The sequence below is a fragment of the Polaribacter reichenbachii genome (assembly GCF_001975665.1).
In the GTDB taxonomy this organism is placed as follows: domain Bacteria; phylum Bacteroidota; class Bacteroidia; order Flavobacteriales; family Flavobacteriaceae; genus Polaribacter; species Polaribacter reichenbachii.
In genome coordinates this window covers 2,614,985-2,631,918 of record NZ_CP019419.1, presented here as the reverse complement: position 1 = coordinate 2,631,918, position 16,934 = coordinate 2,614,985, and the positions used below count along the sequence as shown (strand labels likewise).

Sequence of the window (16,934 nt, the reverse complement as noted above, 5' to 3'; positions counted from 1 at the left end):
ATACCAAATATGATCTTTTTTAGTTTTAAATTAAACTTTAACAATTTTTATGTGTCTAACTTTAAGAAATACATTTTTTAAAGTTTAAAAAATTAAAATCTTAAATGAAAATTTATAATTACCTAGCAGTACTTTTCTTTATATCAATTTTATATTCTTGCGATTCTCCAAATACAGAAGAAGGTATTGAAGGCACCATTTTATGTGACACTTCCGAAATTGGTATTTCTGCATCAGACAATGTGGTATTTCTTGATAATTCTGAATCCGTTTTATGGCAAGGTAATTATTCTGATAGTACTGTAAATATTAGTTTTACAAAAGATTTAAATGATAACAACACTACAGAAACCTTAAATTTTGTTTTTAACAAAATAGAAGATTGCTTACAAATAGATCGTGGTTTCGAATTTTATGATGGTAGCACTGCAGATATTAGTGCCATAACTCAAGTTTATGTTTTAGAAGTTACCATTCAAGATTGGGAAGTTGACGAAAAATTTTCAGGACAGATTATTTATAGAGATCATCATGATAAATTGATTAAGACCCATAACTTTTGGGTAGAATTTACTGCGGATGATTATGTAGCAGAAAATACTAATAACATTCTTTTTGCAGATTGTTTTGCAGATAAACTACCTATAGACCTAGATTTAGACAACGATGGCACTACAGATTATACCATATTGGCTGATGATGTAGTAGATTTTGCTAACAGTCCTAATTTTGTAGCGTATAAAATTAAACTAGTTTCTACGGATGAAAGTATTAATGAAATTTTGTCTCCTAGAGGTGTAAGTATACCTTTTCCTGTAATATTTGAACCTCCTTTTTCTACCGATAACACAAGAAGTTATGATGCTAATAAGTTCAATTCTGTTGATATTAGAAACTCATTAGATGTTTTTTACGAATTTAGTGCACCTTACGAAAGCTACAACTTCTTTTTACAAAATAATTTAACTTACAAAAAAGAATTCGCAAATAATCTTGATGATTATTACGCAGTAAGATTAATTAGAAATGATGAGAACTTCTACGGATGGATAAAAATAGAATTTGACGCTTTAAATTGCGAAATAGCTATTTTAGACACTTATTTAAGTCCGAATGCAGAAGAACACATTACTATAGAAAACTAAAGCTTATAGTGGTTCATTAATAATTTTTGATACATTTTATCTGGTAAAATACGTTTTAAAACAATAGAGAATTTCTGCATAAAATCTCCAACTTTATAATGAATTTTAGGATTCTTATAGTTGATAATTTCATAAACCTTTTTTGCCATTTCTATAGGATCCATTCCATGATCTACATGAGCATCCATTAAATCTAAACTTGCTTGGTAATTCTCTTTATAAGCGGAATTTTCAAAAACTGGTGTATGATATCTACCAGCAGCAATATTGGTTGCAAAATCTCCAGGTGCAACGTTTACAACTTTAATCCCGAAGTTTTTAACCTCCATACTTGTGGCTTCTGTAACTAATTCTAAAGCACCTTTAGAAGCAGAATATACAGCTCTAAATGGCAACCCCATATAACCTGCAATAGAAGTAACATTAATAATTGTTCCTGATTTTTGTTTACGCATTTGTGGTAAAACTGCTTTCATTACATCAATAGCACCAAAAAGATTGGTGTTAAAAACTGCACGCATTTCATCTGTTGGCGTATCTTCTACAGGCCCTGTAATTCCCATTCCTGCATTATTTACCAAAACATCTAATTTACCTTCTTTTTCTATAATTAAATCTACTGCTTTATTAATGGTTTCAACTTTTAAAACATCCAAAGTAATTAATTGAAAAGAAAAATTTTCTAAGTTTTTGGGGTTTCTACTTGTACCATAAACTGTATAGCCTTTTTCTTTTAAAAAAGTAGCAATCGATTTTCCTATTCCAGAAGATGCACCAGTAACTAAGACAACTTTAGACATAAATTATAAAAAAATTAAATTATTAAGCAAATATCTAAAAAGATAAAGTAAGAAACGTAAATTTAGGGTACAAAAAATGGCAAGCTATCTACATCACACTGCTACAACCTAATACCCTTGCTGTGTTCCCACCCTGGGGGATTCAAAGGGAGCTAGTTGTGTAGGACTTGCCACTGCAAATTTACAACAGATTTTTATACTAGCAATTAAAAATTAATATAAATTTATTGTAACATTTGTAAAGTATTGTCTACTAATTAGATGTTTTGAATATTTTTTAAAAAATCTATCAAACCGAATTAATATATTTGTATAACTAACTAAACTTAATAAACTAATGGAAAATCAAGTAAACAGTAAAAGTATTATTTTAAATAATGGACTATATTTAGGTGTCCTTGGAGCAATTGTTGGACTATGTTTATGGGCATCTGGACAATACTTTGAATTACAATGGGTTGGAAATCTTGCAGGATTTTTAGCTACTGTATTTTTTATAATCATTGGAATAAAAAAATTCAAAAGTGAGAATGGTGGGTTTATGACTTGGGGTCAGGGATTAAAAATTGGAATGGGTATTGTTATGGTTAGCGCTGTAATTACAGTAATATATACTCTTTTATTAACAAATGTTATTGACCCTAATCTTCAAGCAGAAGGAATGGCAATTCAAGAACAGGCTTGGATAGACCAAGGATTAAGCTCAGATCAAATAGATTCTGCTAAAGAAATGACAGAAAAATTTCAAAGCCCATTTATAATATCTGGTATAATATTTGTTTTTGCTGCATTTGTTGGTTTTGTAATTTCTGCAATTACTGCTGCAATTATGAAAAAATCGGAAGAGCAAGATTACTAAAACTTAAACTTTAGCGTTCAATAATTCATAAAATCGTAACTTTGATTTTTAGAAATTAATATTTTGAACTCACTATATGGAAATTTCGGTAGTAATACCACTTCTTAATGAAGAAGAATCCTTACAAGAATTACACGATTGGATTGCAAAAGTTATGCAATCCAATCGTTATTTATATGAAATTATTTTTATTGATGATGGTAGCACAGATACTTCTTGGAGCGTAATTGAGCAATTATCAGAAAAATTTAAAGAGGTAAAAGGAATTCGTTTTCAAAAAAATTATGGAAAAAGTCAAGCATTAGATGCTGGTTTTGAATTGGCAAAAGGTAAAGTTGTAATTACTATGGATGCTGATTTGCAAGACAATCCAGAAGAAATACCAGAATTATACAATTTAATTATTGAAGAAAATTTCGATTTAATTTCTGGATGGAAAAAGAAAAGATACGATAATGTCATCACCAAAAATATACCTTCTAAACTCTTTAATGCTGCTGCCAGAAAAACATCAGGATTAAAATTAAACGACTTTAACTGCGGATTAAAAGCTTATAAAAACGAAGTAATAAAAACCGTAAAAGTTAGTGGAGAAATGCACAGATACATCCCTGTTTTGGCAAAAAACGAAGGTTTTAATAAAATAGGTGAAAAAGTAGTGCAACATCAAGCTAGAAAATATGGCGAAACCAAATTTGGTATAGATCGTTTTATTAATGGTTTTCTTGATTTAATCACCATTTCCTTTTTATCAAAATTCGGAAAAAGACCAATGCATTTCTTTGGGCTTTGGGGTACTTTAATGTTTATATTTGGTACAACATCAGCATTTTACATTGGCGCATACAAACTTTATAAAGTTTTTAACGGAATTAAAACAATATTAGTAACAGACAATCCTTGGTTTTATATTGCATTAACTTCTATGATAATAGGAACTTTATTATTTTTAGCAGGTTTTATTGGCGAGCTTATTATAAAAACGAAAACCGACGAAAAACACTACACAATTAAAGAAAAACTCAATTTCTAAATAGTATATTTGTATAAATAAAAATATCATCAACTCAGAAAAAAACCTATAAAAATGAACGAAATTTTAGACAAAGCTAAACAATGGTTAACTCCAATTTTTGATGTAGAAACTCAGACAGAAATTCAAGAATTAATTGCAAATAATCCTGATGATTTAGCAGACAGATTCTATAAAGATATGGCTTTCGGAACTGGAGGAATGAGAGGATTAATGGGTGCTGGTACTAATAGAATTAATAAATATACATTAGGTAGAGCTACACAAGGTTTATCTAATTACTTAATAGAAAATGTAGAAAAAGAGCAATTAAGTGTTGTAATTGCTTATGATTGTAGACATAACAGTAAAAAATTCGCAAAGGTTGTTGCAGATGTTTTATCAGCAAATAATATTAAAGTTTTTCTTTTCGAAGATTTAAGACCAACTCCAGAATTATCTTTTGCAGTTCGTCATTTAGGTTGTGATGCAGGTATTGTATTAACAGCTTCTCACAATCCGCCAGAATACAATGGCTATAAAGTGTATTGGGCAGATGGTGGTCAAATTGTTCCGCCAAATGATGGAGGAATTATCAATGAAGTAAATTCTTTAGATTTTTCTGAAATTAAGTTTGATGCAAACGAAGATTTAATTGAAGTTATTGGTAAAGATGTAGATGATGTTTTTATTAAAGCATCTGTAAAAAATGGTTCTTTATCAGAAAATATTAAAAGAGACGATTTAAAAATTGTTTTTACTTCTTTACACGGAACATCAATTATGTCTGTGCCAGATGCTTTGGCTGGTGCTGGTTATAATGATATACATATTGTTGAAGAACAAAGAAAACCTGATGGAGATTTCCCAACAGTAAAATCACCAAATCCAGAAGAACCAGAAGCATTAAAAATGGCTACTGATTTAGCTGATAAAATTGGAGCGGATATTGTAATTGGTACAGACCCAGATTGTGATCGTTTAGGAGTTGCTGTTAGAGATTTAGAAGGTAATATGAAGTTAATGAATGGTAACCAAACTATGGTTGTTATGACAGATTTTTTATTACGTAAATGGAAAGAAGAAGGCAAATTAAATGGTAAACAATTTGTAGGTTCTACTATTGTTTCTACAGAGTTAGTAAATGATGTAGCTGCTAAAAAAGGAGTAGAAACTAAAGTTGGTTTAACTGGTTTTAAATGGATTGCCAAAATGGTAAAAGATTTCCCAGAGTTAGACTTTATTGGTGGTGGAGAAGAAAGTTTTGGTTATATGGTTGGTGGTTTTGTACGCGATAAAGATGCTGTAACAGCAACTCTTTTAGCTTGTGAAGTTGCTGCTTATGCAAAACAAAATGGAAGCTCTTTTTACGAAGAATTATTAAATATTTATGTAGAAAATAAATACTACAAAGAGCATTTAATTTCTATCGTTAAAAAAGGGATGGATGGTGCAGCAGAAATTCAGCAAATTTTAAGTGATATGCGTAACAACCCATTAACTGAAATTGATGGAGAAAAAATAGAATCACTTTCTGATTATGACGCTTCTACAAAAAAGAATTTAATTACAGGAGAAGTTACAGCTATTGATTTACCAAAATCTAATGTTTTAATTTATCAAACAGCTTCTGGTACAAGAATTGCTGCTAGACCAAGTGGTACAGAACCAAAAATTAAATTTTACTTTAGTGTAAATAGCGAATTAGACGCAACTGAAAATGCAGATCAAGTTGAAGCAGAATTAGATGCAAAAATTCAACGTATTATAAAAGAGATGAAATTAAATTAATGAGCCACTTTAAGGACATTCTTAAATATGAAAGAGAATATAGAAAGTTTACGCTTTTAAATATTCTCTTTAATATTTTTTATGCAATATTTAATGTTTTATCAGTTTTAGCATTTATACCAGTTTTAAATATATTATTTGGTGTTGATAAAGCTGTTTATAAAAAACCTAATTACGAAGGTCTATCAAATTTAGGCTCTTATTTAGAAGGTAATTTTAATTATTTTATATCTAATAAAATAGCTCAAGAAGGTGAGGTTAATGTTTTATTATTTATATGTCTCTTATCTTTATCTTTATTCTTTTTTAAAAACCTTTTTAGGTATTTAGCATCTTATGTAATTACTTTTTTACGTACAGGAATTGTAAAAGATTTAAGAGATAATTTATATCGTAAAATTGTAGAACTACCTATTTCTTATTTCACAGAAAAAAGGAAAGGAGATATCATTGCAAGGATGACTTCTGATGTACAAGAAGTAGAAAACTCTATTTTAACATCAATTGAAACTTTGGTGAGAGAGCCTTTAACAGTAATAATTTCAATAGGAATTATGCTGTTCATTAGTTTAAAATTAACGCTTTTTGTATTTATTTTATTACCCGTATCTGGATTTATTATTTCATCAATTAGTAAAAAATTAAAATCGCAATCTGTTAAAGCTCAAAAAGAAACAGGTACATTTTTATCTTTTATAGAAGAAACATTAACTGGATTGAGAGTTATTAAAGGTTTTAATTCAGAAAAAATTATTGAAAGAAAATTCAATAACTCCACTTCTACTTTTAGAAAGTTAATGACTAGTGTTTTTCATAGACAAACTTTAGCATCGCCTATGAGTGAGTTTTTAGGATCTGCAACCATAATTACCATTCTTTGGTATGGAGGTACAGATGTTTTAGAAAAAACAAGCCCTCTAGAAGCTGGTAAGTTTATGGGGTATATTGTGTTATTTTACACGGTTTTAAATCCGATAAAACTAATCACAACTACATTTTATAAAATAAAAAAAGGAGAAGCTTCTGCAGAAAGAATAATGCAAGTTTTAAATACTGAAAACAGTATTAAAGACAAACCAAATGCTTTAGTCAAGCAAAATTTTGAGAGTAAAATTGAGTTTAAAAACATCTCTTTTAAATACAAAAAAGACTATGTTTTAAAAGACTTTTCTTTAACCATCAAAAAAGGAGAAACCGTGGCTTTAGTTGGGCAGTCTGGTAGTGGTAAATCTACTTTAGCCAATTTAATTACTCGTTTTTACGATGTAAATAAAGGTGATGTTTTAGTAGATGGAATTAGCATTAAAGACGTTACAAAAAAATCTTTAAGAAATTTAATGGGTATTGTTACTCAAGAATCTATTTTGTTTAATGATTCTATAGAAAATAATATAAAATTAGGTACAGAAAATGCCACTGAATCCGAAATAAATGAAGCTGCAGAAATTGCAAATGCAATGGAATTTATAAAAGATTTACCAGAAAAATTTAAAACAAACATTGGTGATAGTGGGAATTCACTTTCTGGAGGACAAAAACAACGTTTATCTATTGCAAGAGCTGTTTTAAAGAATCCGCCAATAATGATTTTAGACGAAGCTACTTCTGCTTTAGATACTGAATCTGAACAATTGGTTCAAGTTGCTTTAGAAAAAATGATGCAAAACAGAACTTCTTTGGTTATTGCTCACAGATTATCTACCATTCAAAAAGCAGATACAATTGTGGTTATGAAAAAAGGTAAAATTGTAGAGCAAGGTAAACACGATGATTTGTTAACCAAAAAAGGTGAGTATTATAAGTTGGTATCTATGCAAAGTTTGAGCTAAAATATAGATTATAACTAATCTATATCTTGATGTGTTTTAAAACCAAATTTTCTGTAGGTCATTTTTTTGCCAATATCAAACATATGTTTATAAATTAGAACAGATAAAATTGCCTGATCTTGTCTGTGGTTCTGTCTGTTGCTTCCTTGTGGAGCAATACAATCTTTTGTTTTTGCAGAATCGCTCCAATTTTTAATTACCTGTCTTGCTTTTATATTATTATAATCAACAGAAACACAAGCACCATTTAAATTCTTCTGTTTTAATAAATTCTTATTGTTTAAAACATCTAAATATTCTAATGATTTTGGGTGTGTCCAATCAGAAATTTTTCCTTTAGAAAAAGGAGAATAAAATCCATAGAATTCAATCACTTTTCTAAGTAAAGTTAACGGTTTTGTTACTTTATTACCTCCATCTAACCAACAAACAGACGTTTTAAATTCATTTAAAACATCATTTATAATAACAGGTTTCCAAGCATATTCTCCTGCATTTATTTTAATATTAAAATAAGAAGGATATTTAGAATAGTCAAATTTTCTTAGTTCAAAATTAGAAAAGTCGTTTTTTAAAATTTCACTTTCTTGAGCAGTAATCCCCAAATCGTAAATTAAAACTTTAGTGTTTTTTTCGTATCGATTTAAACTAACTAAAAGTTGGTATAAGCTTTTAAAATGTGAACTATCAGAACCTGTAACAATTACCAACTCTTGTTCACTTTTAAAGAACAGCAATCGCAATTCTAATACTACTGTTCTAAGTTCTGATAATAATTTCATAAGCTTTTATTGAAAGGTTGTTAAACCTAAAGATTTCCCTTTTTCTATCATAAAATCGTAAGAAGCTTTGTGCTCATTAGGAATTTTACCATCTAAAATAGCTTCTTTAATCGCTTCTTTAATTTGTCCAATTTCTCTACAAGGTTTTAAATTAAAAGCTTCCATAATTTCTTCTCCAGTAACTGGTGGTTGAAAATTACGAACTCTATCACGCTCTTCTACTTCTTTAATTTTGGTTCTTACCAATTCAAAGTTTTTATGATAACGTTTAAATTTTCTTGGATTTTTAGTGGTAATATCTGCTTCACAAAGTGTCATTAACGAGTTAATATCATCACCAGCATCAAAAACCAAACGTCTTACAGCAGAATCATTAACATCCGAAGCTAAAACAATGGGTCTTGAACTTAATAACACCATTTTTTGAACAAACTTCATCTTGTTATTTAATGGCATTTTTAACCTTTTAAAGATTTTATATACCATTTTAGAACCTACAAATTCGTGAGAATGAAATGTCCAACCTACTTTCTTAGAAAATCTTTTTGTGGGTGCTTTTCCAATATCGTGTAATAAAGCAGACCATCTTAACCAAACATCTTCTGTGTGTTCTGCAATATTATCTACAACTTCGAATGTATGATAAAAATTATCTTTATGCATTTGCCCTTCAACCTCTTCTACTCCTTTTAAAGCAACAATTTCTGGTAAAATTTGTGGCAACAGTTTTGTTTTTTCTAACAATAAAAATCCTATAGAAGGTTTTGGCGATGATAAAATTCTATTCAATTCATCAACTATTCTTTCTCTTGTAATTATTTTAAGTCTTTGCGAGTTTTTACCAATAGCTTCAAGAGATTCTGATTCTATTTCAAAATTTAATTGTGTAGCAAAACGAATTGCTCTCATCATTCTTAAAGGATCATCAGAATAGGTAATATCAGGATCTAAAGGTGTTCGAATTATTTTGTTTTCTAAATCTAGAATTCCATTAAAAGGATCTAAAAGTTCACCAAAATTGTTATCATTTAAACTTAAAGCTAACGCATTTATGGTAAAATCTCGTCTATTTTGGTCGTCTTTTAAAGTCCCTGCTGTAACTTCTGGATTTCTACTATCTTCAGTGTAAGATTCTTTTCTTGCACCAACAAACTCAATTTCTACCTCTTTAAAACGCAACATTGCTGTGCCATACGTTTTAAAAACCTGTACTTTTGGTTTGTTGGGTAAAAGTTTAGACACTTGTAATGCCAAATCGATTCCACTACCTACAGCAACAACATCTATGTCTTTTGCTGTTCCTCTTTTCAGAAAAAAATCGCGCACAAAACCTCCAATCACATAAGAATCTACATTTAATTCTTTGGATGCTTTAGAGATTACACTAAATATTTCTGATGAAATTGCTTCTGTATACTTCATATTTCTAAAAGTGAGGCAAATTTATAATTTTCTATCCTTTTAAACCTATAATTGATAAAAGAATATCGTGATAACATTTGTACTTTTGTTTTCTTAAGATTTACAAAATTAGTATTTAAATGATTATTGTTAGAATTGTTGGTGGGTTAGGAAATCAAATGTTTCAATATGCGTATGCAAAATCGCTTCAGCAAAAGGGTTTTGATGTAAAAATTGATATTTCTAAATTCAAAACTTATAAATTACATGGAGGCTATCAACTTGATAAATACAATATTGATTTAAAAGTTGCTGGTATTATTCCAACGTTTTTATCTCTCGTAAAAATTAAAAAAAATGTAAAAGAAAAGAGTTTACTTTTTAATAATGATTTAATCAATTTAAAAGGAAATGAATTTGTAAAAGGGTATTTTCAAACCGAAAAATATTTTAAAGAAACTAGAGAAATCTTATTGGAGCAATTTCAGAAATCTGGAAAAAATGCTGATTCAACAGAGGTTTTTTCTAAGCAAATAAAAGATACAACACCCAATTGTTCCTTACATGTTAGACGTGGAGATTATGTGAGTAATTCAAAAAACCACACCATTCATGGAGTATGTGATTTGGCTTATTACAAAAGGGCTGTAGAATTCATTCTTTCAAAAGAAAAACAAACCACTTTTTTTATTTTCTCAGATGATATTTCTTGGACAAAGGAAAATTTAAAAATTGAAAACGCCATTTATGTTGATCATAAATGCACACCTCATGAAGACATATATTTAATGAGCTTGTGCGATAATAACATTACTGCTAACAGTAGTTTTTCATGGTGGGGTGCTTGGCTAAATAAAAACCCAAAAAAAATAGTAATCTCACCAAAGCAATGGTATGTTTCAAAAGAAACAAATATTATTTGCGATGATTGGATAAAACTTTAAAATTAAAATAATGAACATTGGTGTTGTTATAACTACATACAACCACCCAGTTTGGTTGGAAAAAATATTTTGGGGGTATTTAGCTCAAAAGGATACTGATTTCACCTTGATTATAGCTGATGATGGATCTAAAGAGGAAACCAAAAAATTAATTGAAAAATACGCTACTCAATTAAAAATTGAACATGTTTGGCACGAAGATTTAGGTTTTAGAAAAACCAAAATTCTTAACGATGCAATTAAACAAACAAAATGTGACTATTTAATTTTTACTGATCATGATTGTTTGCCTCGTGAGGATTTTATTGAAACACACAGAAAATATGCTAAGAAAAATATTTTCTTATCAGCTGGTTATTATAAACTAACTATGCCTGTTAGTTTAAAAATTAAGCAAGAAGATATCATCAATCAAAATGCTTTTGATTATGAATGGCTTGTACAACAAGGTCAAACAAAATCATTCAAATCAATTAAACTTCGTGCAAAAGGTTTTTGGGCCATATTGATGGACACTATAACACCTACCAAAGCCACTTGGAATGGAGCAAATAGCTCTACTTTTAAACAACATATTGTAGATGTAAACGGGTTTAATGAAGATATGTCTTATGGTGGTTTAGATCGTGAAATGGGTGAGAGAATGATGAATAACGGTTTAACAGGAAAACAAATTCGTCATCAAGCTATTTGCGTACACTTAGATCATAAACGAGGTTATGATGGTAAAGAAACTTGGGAAAAAAACAGAAAAATTCGACAACGAGTTAAGAAAGAAAATATCAAATGGGCTGAAAACGGAATTATCAAATAATAAAAAACACCTAATTTTTTAATCTTTGCAAACAACAATACAAAAACTAACCTTTACTAAGTGATTAAAAAAAAAGCATAGTTTTTTTTAACATAAACAAATTTTAACTGAGCACATATGATTAAATTTTTGACAGCTTGTAAAATTATTTTTCTTTAATTCCTTTATTTAGCAACCATAATTTTATATATCTAGTTCTACTAGAATATGCTAGTGTTTTTGCTAAAATAATACCTTCAAAACCGTCTAAAAAGCCAAGTCTAATAATATAATGGATAATAAACCTTGCAGGTGGTTTTACAAGAATATGATATAAACCAGCTTTTTTGCCTTGTCTGTGTAAATCTGTTGCTTTTAGAAAAGCATAATGATGAATTTTCTCTATTGAATGATTATAACTTCTATAACCATAATGTTCGATTTTACCTTTTAAAAAACCTAATTCACCATTGGTTTTAATTGTTTCATGAACAATACCTTTATACCTACAATACTCTTTTAAAAACAAGCGAACGACTTTATCTCTCTGCCATCCAGAATATTTAATTTTTTTTCCAACAAAATAAAAACTTCTTCTAACGTAAAAACCAACTTTATCCTTTGGGTTCTCAACAGCATTTAAAATTTCTGTTCGAACTTGTGGAGTTACTCTTTCGTCTGCATCGAGAATATAAATCCAAGGATGTTGAGCTTGATCAATTGCAAAGTTTTTTTGAGAAGAAAAATCATCAAACTTTCGTTTGATGATTTTTACATTATGCTTTTCAGCTAAAACTACTGTTTTATCTGTACTATATGAATCTATTACAATAATTTCATCAGCAAAATTTACAGATTTTATAGCTTCTTCTATATGAATTTCTTCATTTAAAGTAGGAATAATAGCAGTAATCTTAGTCATAGAATTCTTAATCTTTAAACAGCAACATCATACTCACGAAGTGCATCATTTAAAGAGGTTTTTTTGTTGGTACTTTCTTTTCTTTTTCCGATAATTAATGCACAAGGTACATTGTATTCTCCAGCAGCAAATTTCTTAGTATAACTTCCTGGAATTACAACAGATCTTGCTGGCACAACACCTTTTGTTTCAACTGGCTCATTACCTGTAACATCTATAATTTTAGTACTCATTGTTAATACAACATTTGCACCTAAAACAGCTTCTTTTTCTACTCTAACACCTTCTACAACTATACATCTAGAGCCTATAAAAGCGCCATCTTCTATAATTACTGGGGCTGCTTGTAAAGGTTCTAAAACTCCACCAATACCAACACCACCAGATAAATGTACATTTTTACCAATTTGCGCACAAGAACCTACTGTAGCCCAAGTATCAACCATTGTTCCTTCATCTACGTGTGCACCAATATTTACATAACTAGGCATTAAAATTGTACCTGGAGAAATGTATGCTCCATGTCTTGCAACCGCATTTGGCACTACTCTAATTCCCCTTTCTGCAAAGTTTTTCTTTAAAGGGATTTTATCATGATATTCAAAAATACCAGCCTCTAAAGTTTCCATTTTTTGAATTGGGAAATATAAAACAACCGCTTTTTTTACCCATTCATTTACTTGCCAACCTTCTTCTATTGGTTCTGCAACCCTTAATTCTCCTTTATCTAATAAATCAACAACTTTTCTAATGGTATCTATTGTGTTTTGTTCTTGTAATAAATCACGATTTTCCCAGGCAGCTTCTATAATTTTTCTAATATCTTCCATCTTAATAAATTAATTTTTGCAAATATAATTTGATTGCTAAAAAACTAAGCGAATATACGTTTTTTAAACAGATATAAATGGTTTGTTTAAAATACAAAACTCACTTTATTTTAACTTATTGATTTTATTTGCATTAATCTATATTATTAAAAGTTTAAACTTTATTTTTGCAAAAAAAGTATATCATTTGGGAAGAATTTTAGCCATCGATTATGGAAAAATAAGAACAGGAATAGCAGTTACAGATCAATTACAAATTATTGCATCTGGTTTAACTACTGTAAATACTACTGAGCTTTTTACTTTTTTAAAAGACTATATATCAAAAGAAAAAGTAGAACTTTTTTTAGTAGGCAAACCCAAACAAATGAATAATTCTGATAGCGAAAGTGAAGCTTTAATACTTCCTTTTTTAGAGAAATTATCCAAGCAAATTCCTAAAATTCCTGTAAAAAGAGTTGATGAACGTTTTACTTCTAAAATGGCTTTTCAAACAATGATTGATGGTGGTTTAAAGAAAAAACAACGTAAAAACAAAGCTTTAGTTGATGAAATAAGTGCAACCATTATATTACAATCGTATTTATACAATCAATAATTATTAAGATGAATTTATGAAAGTAAAATTTGGGATTACGAATATCTAAATTGTACTTTTGCAAACTATAAAAAACACAAAATGATTTTACCAATTGTAGCTTATGGAGACCCAGTTCTTCGTAAAGAATGCACAGAAATAACTGCTGATTACCCTAATTTAAAGGAATTAATTAGCAATATGAAAGAGACAATGTACAATGCTTCTGGTGTTGGTTTAGCTGCACCTCAAATTGGTAAAGCTATTCGTTTATTTATCATAGATGCTTCTCCTTTTGCTGAAGATGAAGATTTAAGTGATGAAGATAGAGCTGTTTTAAAAACATTTAATAAAGTGTTTATAAATGCTCAAATTTTAGAAGAAGAAGGTGATGAATGGGCTTTTAACGAAGGTTGTTTAAGCATACCTGATGTTCGTCAAGATGTTTATCGTCAACCAAAAGTTACTATAGAATATCAAGATGAAGACTTTAAAACACATACAGAAGTTTTAGACGGATTAGCTGCTAGAGTTTTTCAGCACGAATACGATCATATAGAAGGTATTTTATTCACAGATAAGTTATCATCACTTAAAAAAAGATTGATAAAAAAGAAATTAGAAAACATTTCTAAGGGGAAAATAAATGCAGATTACAGAATGCGTTTCCCAAATTTAAAAAAAGGTAAATAGTCTTAAATAAAGACAAAAAATATACAAATGGAGTTTAGTAAAATTATATCAGTTACTGGTAAACCAGGATTATTTCAAGTAATATCTCAATCTAAAAATGCAATTATTGCAGAAAACTTAACAGACAATAAACGTTTAGCAATAAACGCTACTCAAAATGTAAGTTTGTTAGAAAACATTGCCATTTATACTTACGAAGAAGACATGCCTTTGTTAGATGTTTTTAAAGCAATATCAGAAAAAACAGGAGGTAAAAAAGCAATTTCTCACAAAGAAAGTGGTAATAAATTAACCGCATTTTTTGCCGAAGTTTTACCAAATTACGATGATGAGAGAGTTTATACTTCTAACATTAAAAAAGTAATTCAGTGGTATAATTTATTGGTTGATGCTGGTTTTGATTTTGCTACTGTAGCTGTCGATGAAGTTTCTACTGACGAAGAAGAATAAGCAACTTTCAGTTTGTTTCGCATAAACATTTTTAGAAATTTGTTTTTCTGATGTTTTACAACTTTTAAAAAATCAATGAATTCAAGAAAAGAACAACTTGCTGCATTTAATCGTCTGTTAGATATTATGGACGAACTTCGTGAAAAATGTCCTTGGGATAAAAAACAAACTTTAGAAAGTTTACGTCATTTAACCATAGAAGAAACTTACGAATTAGCAGATGCTATTCTTGATAATGACTTGCCTGAAATTAAAAAAGAATTAGGTGATGTTTTGTTGCACATTGTTTTTTATGCCAAAATCGGTAGCGAAAAAAAAGCTTTTGATATTGCTGATGTTGCCAATGCAATTTCTGATAAATTAATTGACAGACATCCTCATGTTTATGGGGATGTAAAAGTTGAAAACGAAGAAGATGTTAAACGCAATTGGGAACAACTAAAGCTAAAAGAAGGCAATACATCTGTTTTAGAAGGTGTACCAAAAAGTTTACCTGCAGTTGTAAAAGCCAATAGAATTCAAGATAAAGTTGCTGGAGTTGGTTTTGATTGGGAAAAACCTGAGCAAGTTTGGGAAAAAGTTCAAGAAGAACTTACTGAACTAAATGATGAAATTAAAGCAGGCCATAAAGAAAACATCGAAAAAGAATTTGGAGATGTTTTATTTTCTATGATTAACTATGCTCGTTTTATTGATGTAAATCCTGAAAACGCATTAGAAAAAACCAATAAAAAGTTTATCAATCGTTTTCAATATTTAGAAAAAGCAGCCAAAAAAGAAGGTAAAAATCTTGCTGATATGTCTTTAACTGAAATGGATGTGTATTGGAATGAAAGTAAAAAGTATTTTTCTTAAAATCTACACTTCATTTTCTAAACCATATTCTCCAGATAAAGATCTAACACATCTTTCATCACTAATAAATTTGGATATAAATAAAGTATAATCCATCAATAAATTATTTTTAGAGTATTTAAAAAAGCGTTCTTGCGCACGTTTTGAGCGTTGATAATTCAGCAAAAATCTATTTTTCCAAGTTGTTTCGTAATCTTTTAAAATATCAATATTATTTTCTTCTATTGATTTATTAATGGCTTTACTCGCCATAATTGCAGCTTCAAAAATAAACTTGTAACCTTCACCAACAATAGGGTTTACTTGAGAAACACAATCACCAACACAAATTAAATTATTAACAACAAACTTATCTAAAACAGGAGTTATTGGTATACTACCTCCTTCTACGTTATCATTATCCTTTTGTACTAATTTCTTAATTTTAGGTAATTCTAAAATTCTATGTAAACGATTTTTTAAATCTTTCACAATATCATCATCACACGTACCAAAACCAATTATGGCTCTTTTGTTTTTTAAAGGAAAAATCCAACCATAACCTCCTTGATAATCTTTACCCATTAACAAATGGAGTTCAGTTTTATCACCTTTATAAGCTACATTATATTCAACACCTGTAGCTAATAGAGTTTTCTTAGCTATTAAACCTACCTTTTTACTGATAATTCCATTTGTACCAGAGGCATCAACAAAAACAGTTCCTAAATACTCGTTTTTATCTTTATCAACCACAGACAAAAAATTACCATTTTCACCTTTATTGATGTTCTTTATATTTACTCCTGTTAAAAAAGTTACGTAATTTTTATCTACACTATTTATAATTTCTTCGTGTACTTTTTTCTTATCTAAAACGTATAAATTGGTTTTTAAATTTCTTTTTACACTATTAGAATGGAAACAAACAGTATGAATATCTTGAGCAACAACATTTGTAGTTAAACCAAACTTATCTAAATCTATAAAACTACCTAAAGTGTTAAAAGAGAATTCTAAAAGATCTTTTTTTCTATCTAAAACTAGAGTTTTCTTTTTAAATTTCCCTAATTCTCTTGCTAAAATTATGCCTGCAGTACCAGCACCAACAATAACAACATCAAACTTTTCCATACTTTTCTTTTGTGATTGCAAAGTAGTTTTATTTTTTTTAGTCTCAAAAAAATGAGTTTAATTTTAATTAATTGTAAGTTGATATTTTATTTGAATAAAACTTCGCTTTTATCTAACTAAAAAAAGCATCCAAAATAA

At 29.0% G+C, this 16,934-nt stretch carries 17 protein-coding genes and 1 other RNA gene; 11 read left to right on the top strand and 7 right to left on the bottom strand.

Annotated elements, in window-relative coordinates; translation table 11 throughout:
* Nucleotides 1-104 precede the first annotated feature (104 nt).
* Nucleotides 105-1,145 carry a hypothetical protein gene (locus tag BW723_RS11015; protein ID WP_068364928.1) on the top strand — a complete coding sequence of 347 codons (1,041 nt, stop codon included), beginning with the start codon at nucleotides 105-107 and terminating at the stop codon, nucleotides 1,143-1,145.
* On the opposite strand, the gene BW723_RS11010 is transcribed toward BW723_RS11015, so the two are convergent.
* The gene (locus BW723_RS11010) at nucleotides 1,142-1,945 is read right to left on the bottom strand and encodes an SDR family oxidoreductase (RefSeq protein ID WP_068364931.1); all 804 of its coding nucleotides are present in this window, start codon (nucleotides 1,943-1,945) and stop codon (nucleotides 1,142-1,144) included. The genes BW723_RS11015 and BW723_RS11010 overlap by 4 nt on opposite strands.
* A 74-nt stretch (nucleotides 1,946-2,019) precedes the next feature.
* An RNA gene (gene ffs / locus BW723_RS11005) (signal recognition particle sRNA small type) lies at nucleotides 2,020-2,118 on the bottom strand.
* Between the two features lie 164 nt (nucleotides 2,119-2,282).
* Here ffs and BW723_RS11000 point away from each other — a divergent pair.
* The 4 genes from BW723_RS11000 (at nucleotide 2,283) to BW723_RS10985 (ending at nucleotide 7,436) form a co-directional block, all read left to right on the top strand.
* Complete coding sequence (locus BW723_RS11000) at nucleotides 2,283-2,804, top strand: DUF4199 domain-containing protein (RefSeq protein WP_068364935.1); 522 nt, start codon at nucleotides 2,283-2,285, stop codon at nucleotides 2,802-2,804.
* 76 nt (nucleotides 2,805-2,880) lie between these two features.
* Entirely contained in the window at nucleotides 2,881-3,837 is a 957-nt protein-coding gene (locus BW723_RS10995; protein WP_068364938.1) for a glycosyltransferase family 2 protein, read from the top strand.
* Between the two features lie 54 nt (nucleotides 3,838-3,891).
* The gene (locus BW723_RS10990; protein ID WP_068364942.1) at nucleotides 3,892-5,607 is read left to right on the top strand and encodes a phospho-sugar mutase; all 1,716 of its coding nucleotides are present in this window, start codon (nucleotides 3,892-3,894) and stop codon (nucleotides 5,605-5,607) included.
* On the top strand, nucleotides 5,607-7,436 hold the full coding sequence (locus tag BW723_RS10985) for an ABC transporter ATP-binding protein (RefSeq protein ID WP_068364946.1): 1,830 nt from the start codon (nucleotides 5,607-5,609) through the stop codon (nucleotides 7,434-7,436). The genes BW723_RS10990 and BW723_RS10985 overlap by 1 nt, the downstream gene beginning before the upstream one ends.
* A gap of 14 nt (nucleotides 7,437-7,450) precedes the next feature.
* On the opposite strand, the gene BW723_RS10980 is transcribed toward BW723_RS10985, so the two are convergent.
* Complete coding sequence (locus BW723_RS10980; protein ID WP_068364949.1) at nucleotides 7,451-8,218, bottom strand: DUF1647 domain-containing protein; 768 nt, start codon at nucleotides 8,216-8,218, stop codon at nucleotides 7,451-7,453.
* A gap of 6 nt (nucleotides 8,219-8,224) precedes the next feature.
* Complete coding sequence (locus BW723_RS10975) at nucleotides 8,225-9,640, bottom strand: CCA tRNA nucleotidyltransferase (protein ID WP_068364951.1); 1,416 nt, start codon at nucleotides 9,638-9,640, stop codon at nucleotides 8,225-8,227.
* A 119-nt stretch (nucleotides 9,641-9,759) separates the two neighbouring features.
* On the opposite strand from BW723_RS10975, the gene BW723_RS10970 reads away from it, so the two are divergent.
* Together BW723_RS10970 and BW723_RS10965 are read left to right on the top strand one after the other, a co-directional pair.
* On the top strand, nucleotides 9,760-10,563 hold the full coding sequence (locus tag BW723_RS10970; protein WP_068364954.1) for an alpha-1,2-fucosyltransferase: 804 nt from the start codon (nucleotides 9,760-9,762) through the stop codon (nucleotides 10,561-10,563).
* Between the two features lie 10 nt (nucleotides 10,564-10,573).
* Nucleotides 10,574-11,377 (top strand): glycosyltransferase, encoded by an 804-nt coding sequence (locus tag BW723_RS10965; protein WP_068364957.1) that lies wholly within the window; start codon nucleotides 10,574-10,576, stop codon nucleotides 11,375-11,377.
* Between the two features lie 145 nt (nucleotides 11,378-11,522).
* On the opposite strand, the gene BW723_RS10960 is transcribed toward BW723_RS10965, so the two are convergent.
* A complete protein-coding gene (locus BW723_RS10960; RefSeq protein WP_068364960.1) occupies nucleotides 11,523-12,278 on the bottom strand; it encodes a glycosyltransferase family 2 protein in 756 nt (251 codons plus the stop codon).
* 14 nt (nucleotides 12,279-12,292) lie between these two features.
* Nucleotides 12,293-13,108: a 2,3,4,5-tetrahydropyridine-2,6-dicarboxylate N-succinyltransferase gene (locus BW723_RS10955; protein ID WP_068364962.1), complete on the bottom strand. Its 816-nt coding sequence runs from the start codon at nucleotides 13,106-13,108 to the stop codon at nucleotides 12,293-12,295.
* A 187-nt stretch (nucleotides 13,109-13,295) separates the two neighbouring features.
* Between BW723_RS10955 and ruvX the strand changes: the two genes are divergently transcribed.
* The 4 genes from ruvX to mazG all read left to right on the top strand — a co-directional run bounded on the left by ruvX (nucleotide 13,296) and on the right by mazG (nucleotide 15,683).
* Nucleotides 13,296-13,706 (top strand): Holliday junction resolvase RuvX, encoded by a 411-nt coding sequence (gene ruvX / locus BW723_RS10950; protein ID WP_068365252.1) that lies wholly within the window; start codon nucleotides 13,296-13,298, stop codon nucleotides 13,704-13,706.
* An 81-nt stretch (nucleotides 13,707-13,787) separates the two neighbouring features.
* Nucleotides 13,788-14,378, top strand: coding sequence for a peptide deformylase (gene def, locus BW723_RS10945; protein ID WP_068364965.1), 591 nt, complete (start codon nucleotides 13,788-13,790; stop codon nucleotides 14,376-14,378).
* A gap of 27 nt (nucleotides 14,379-14,405) precedes the next feature.
* A complete protein-coding gene (locus tag BW723_RS10940; RefSeq protein ID WP_068364968.1) occupies nucleotides 14,406-14,828 on the top strand; it encodes a DUF5606 family protein in 423 nt (140 codons plus the stop codon).
* Between the two features lie 75 nt (nucleotides 14,829-14,903).
* Nucleotides 14,904-15,683: a nucleoside triphosphate pyrophosphohydrolase gene (gene mazG, locus BW723_RS10935; protein ID WP_068364971.1), complete on the top strand. Its 780-nt coding sequence runs from the start codon at nucleotides 14,904-14,906 to the stop codon at nucleotides 15,681-15,683.
* Between the two features lie 3 nt (nucleotides 15,684-15,686).
* On the opposite strand, the gene BW723_RS10930 is transcribed toward mazG, so the two are convergent.
* Nucleotides 15,687-16,796 carry a tryptophan 7-halogenase gene (locus BW723_RS10930; protein WP_068364974.1) on the bottom strand — a complete coding sequence of 370 codons (1,110 nt, stop codon included), beginning with the start codon at nucleotides 16,794-16,796 and terminating at the stop codon, nucleotides 15,687-15,689.
* Nucleotides 16,797-16,934 lie beyond the last annotated feature (138 nt).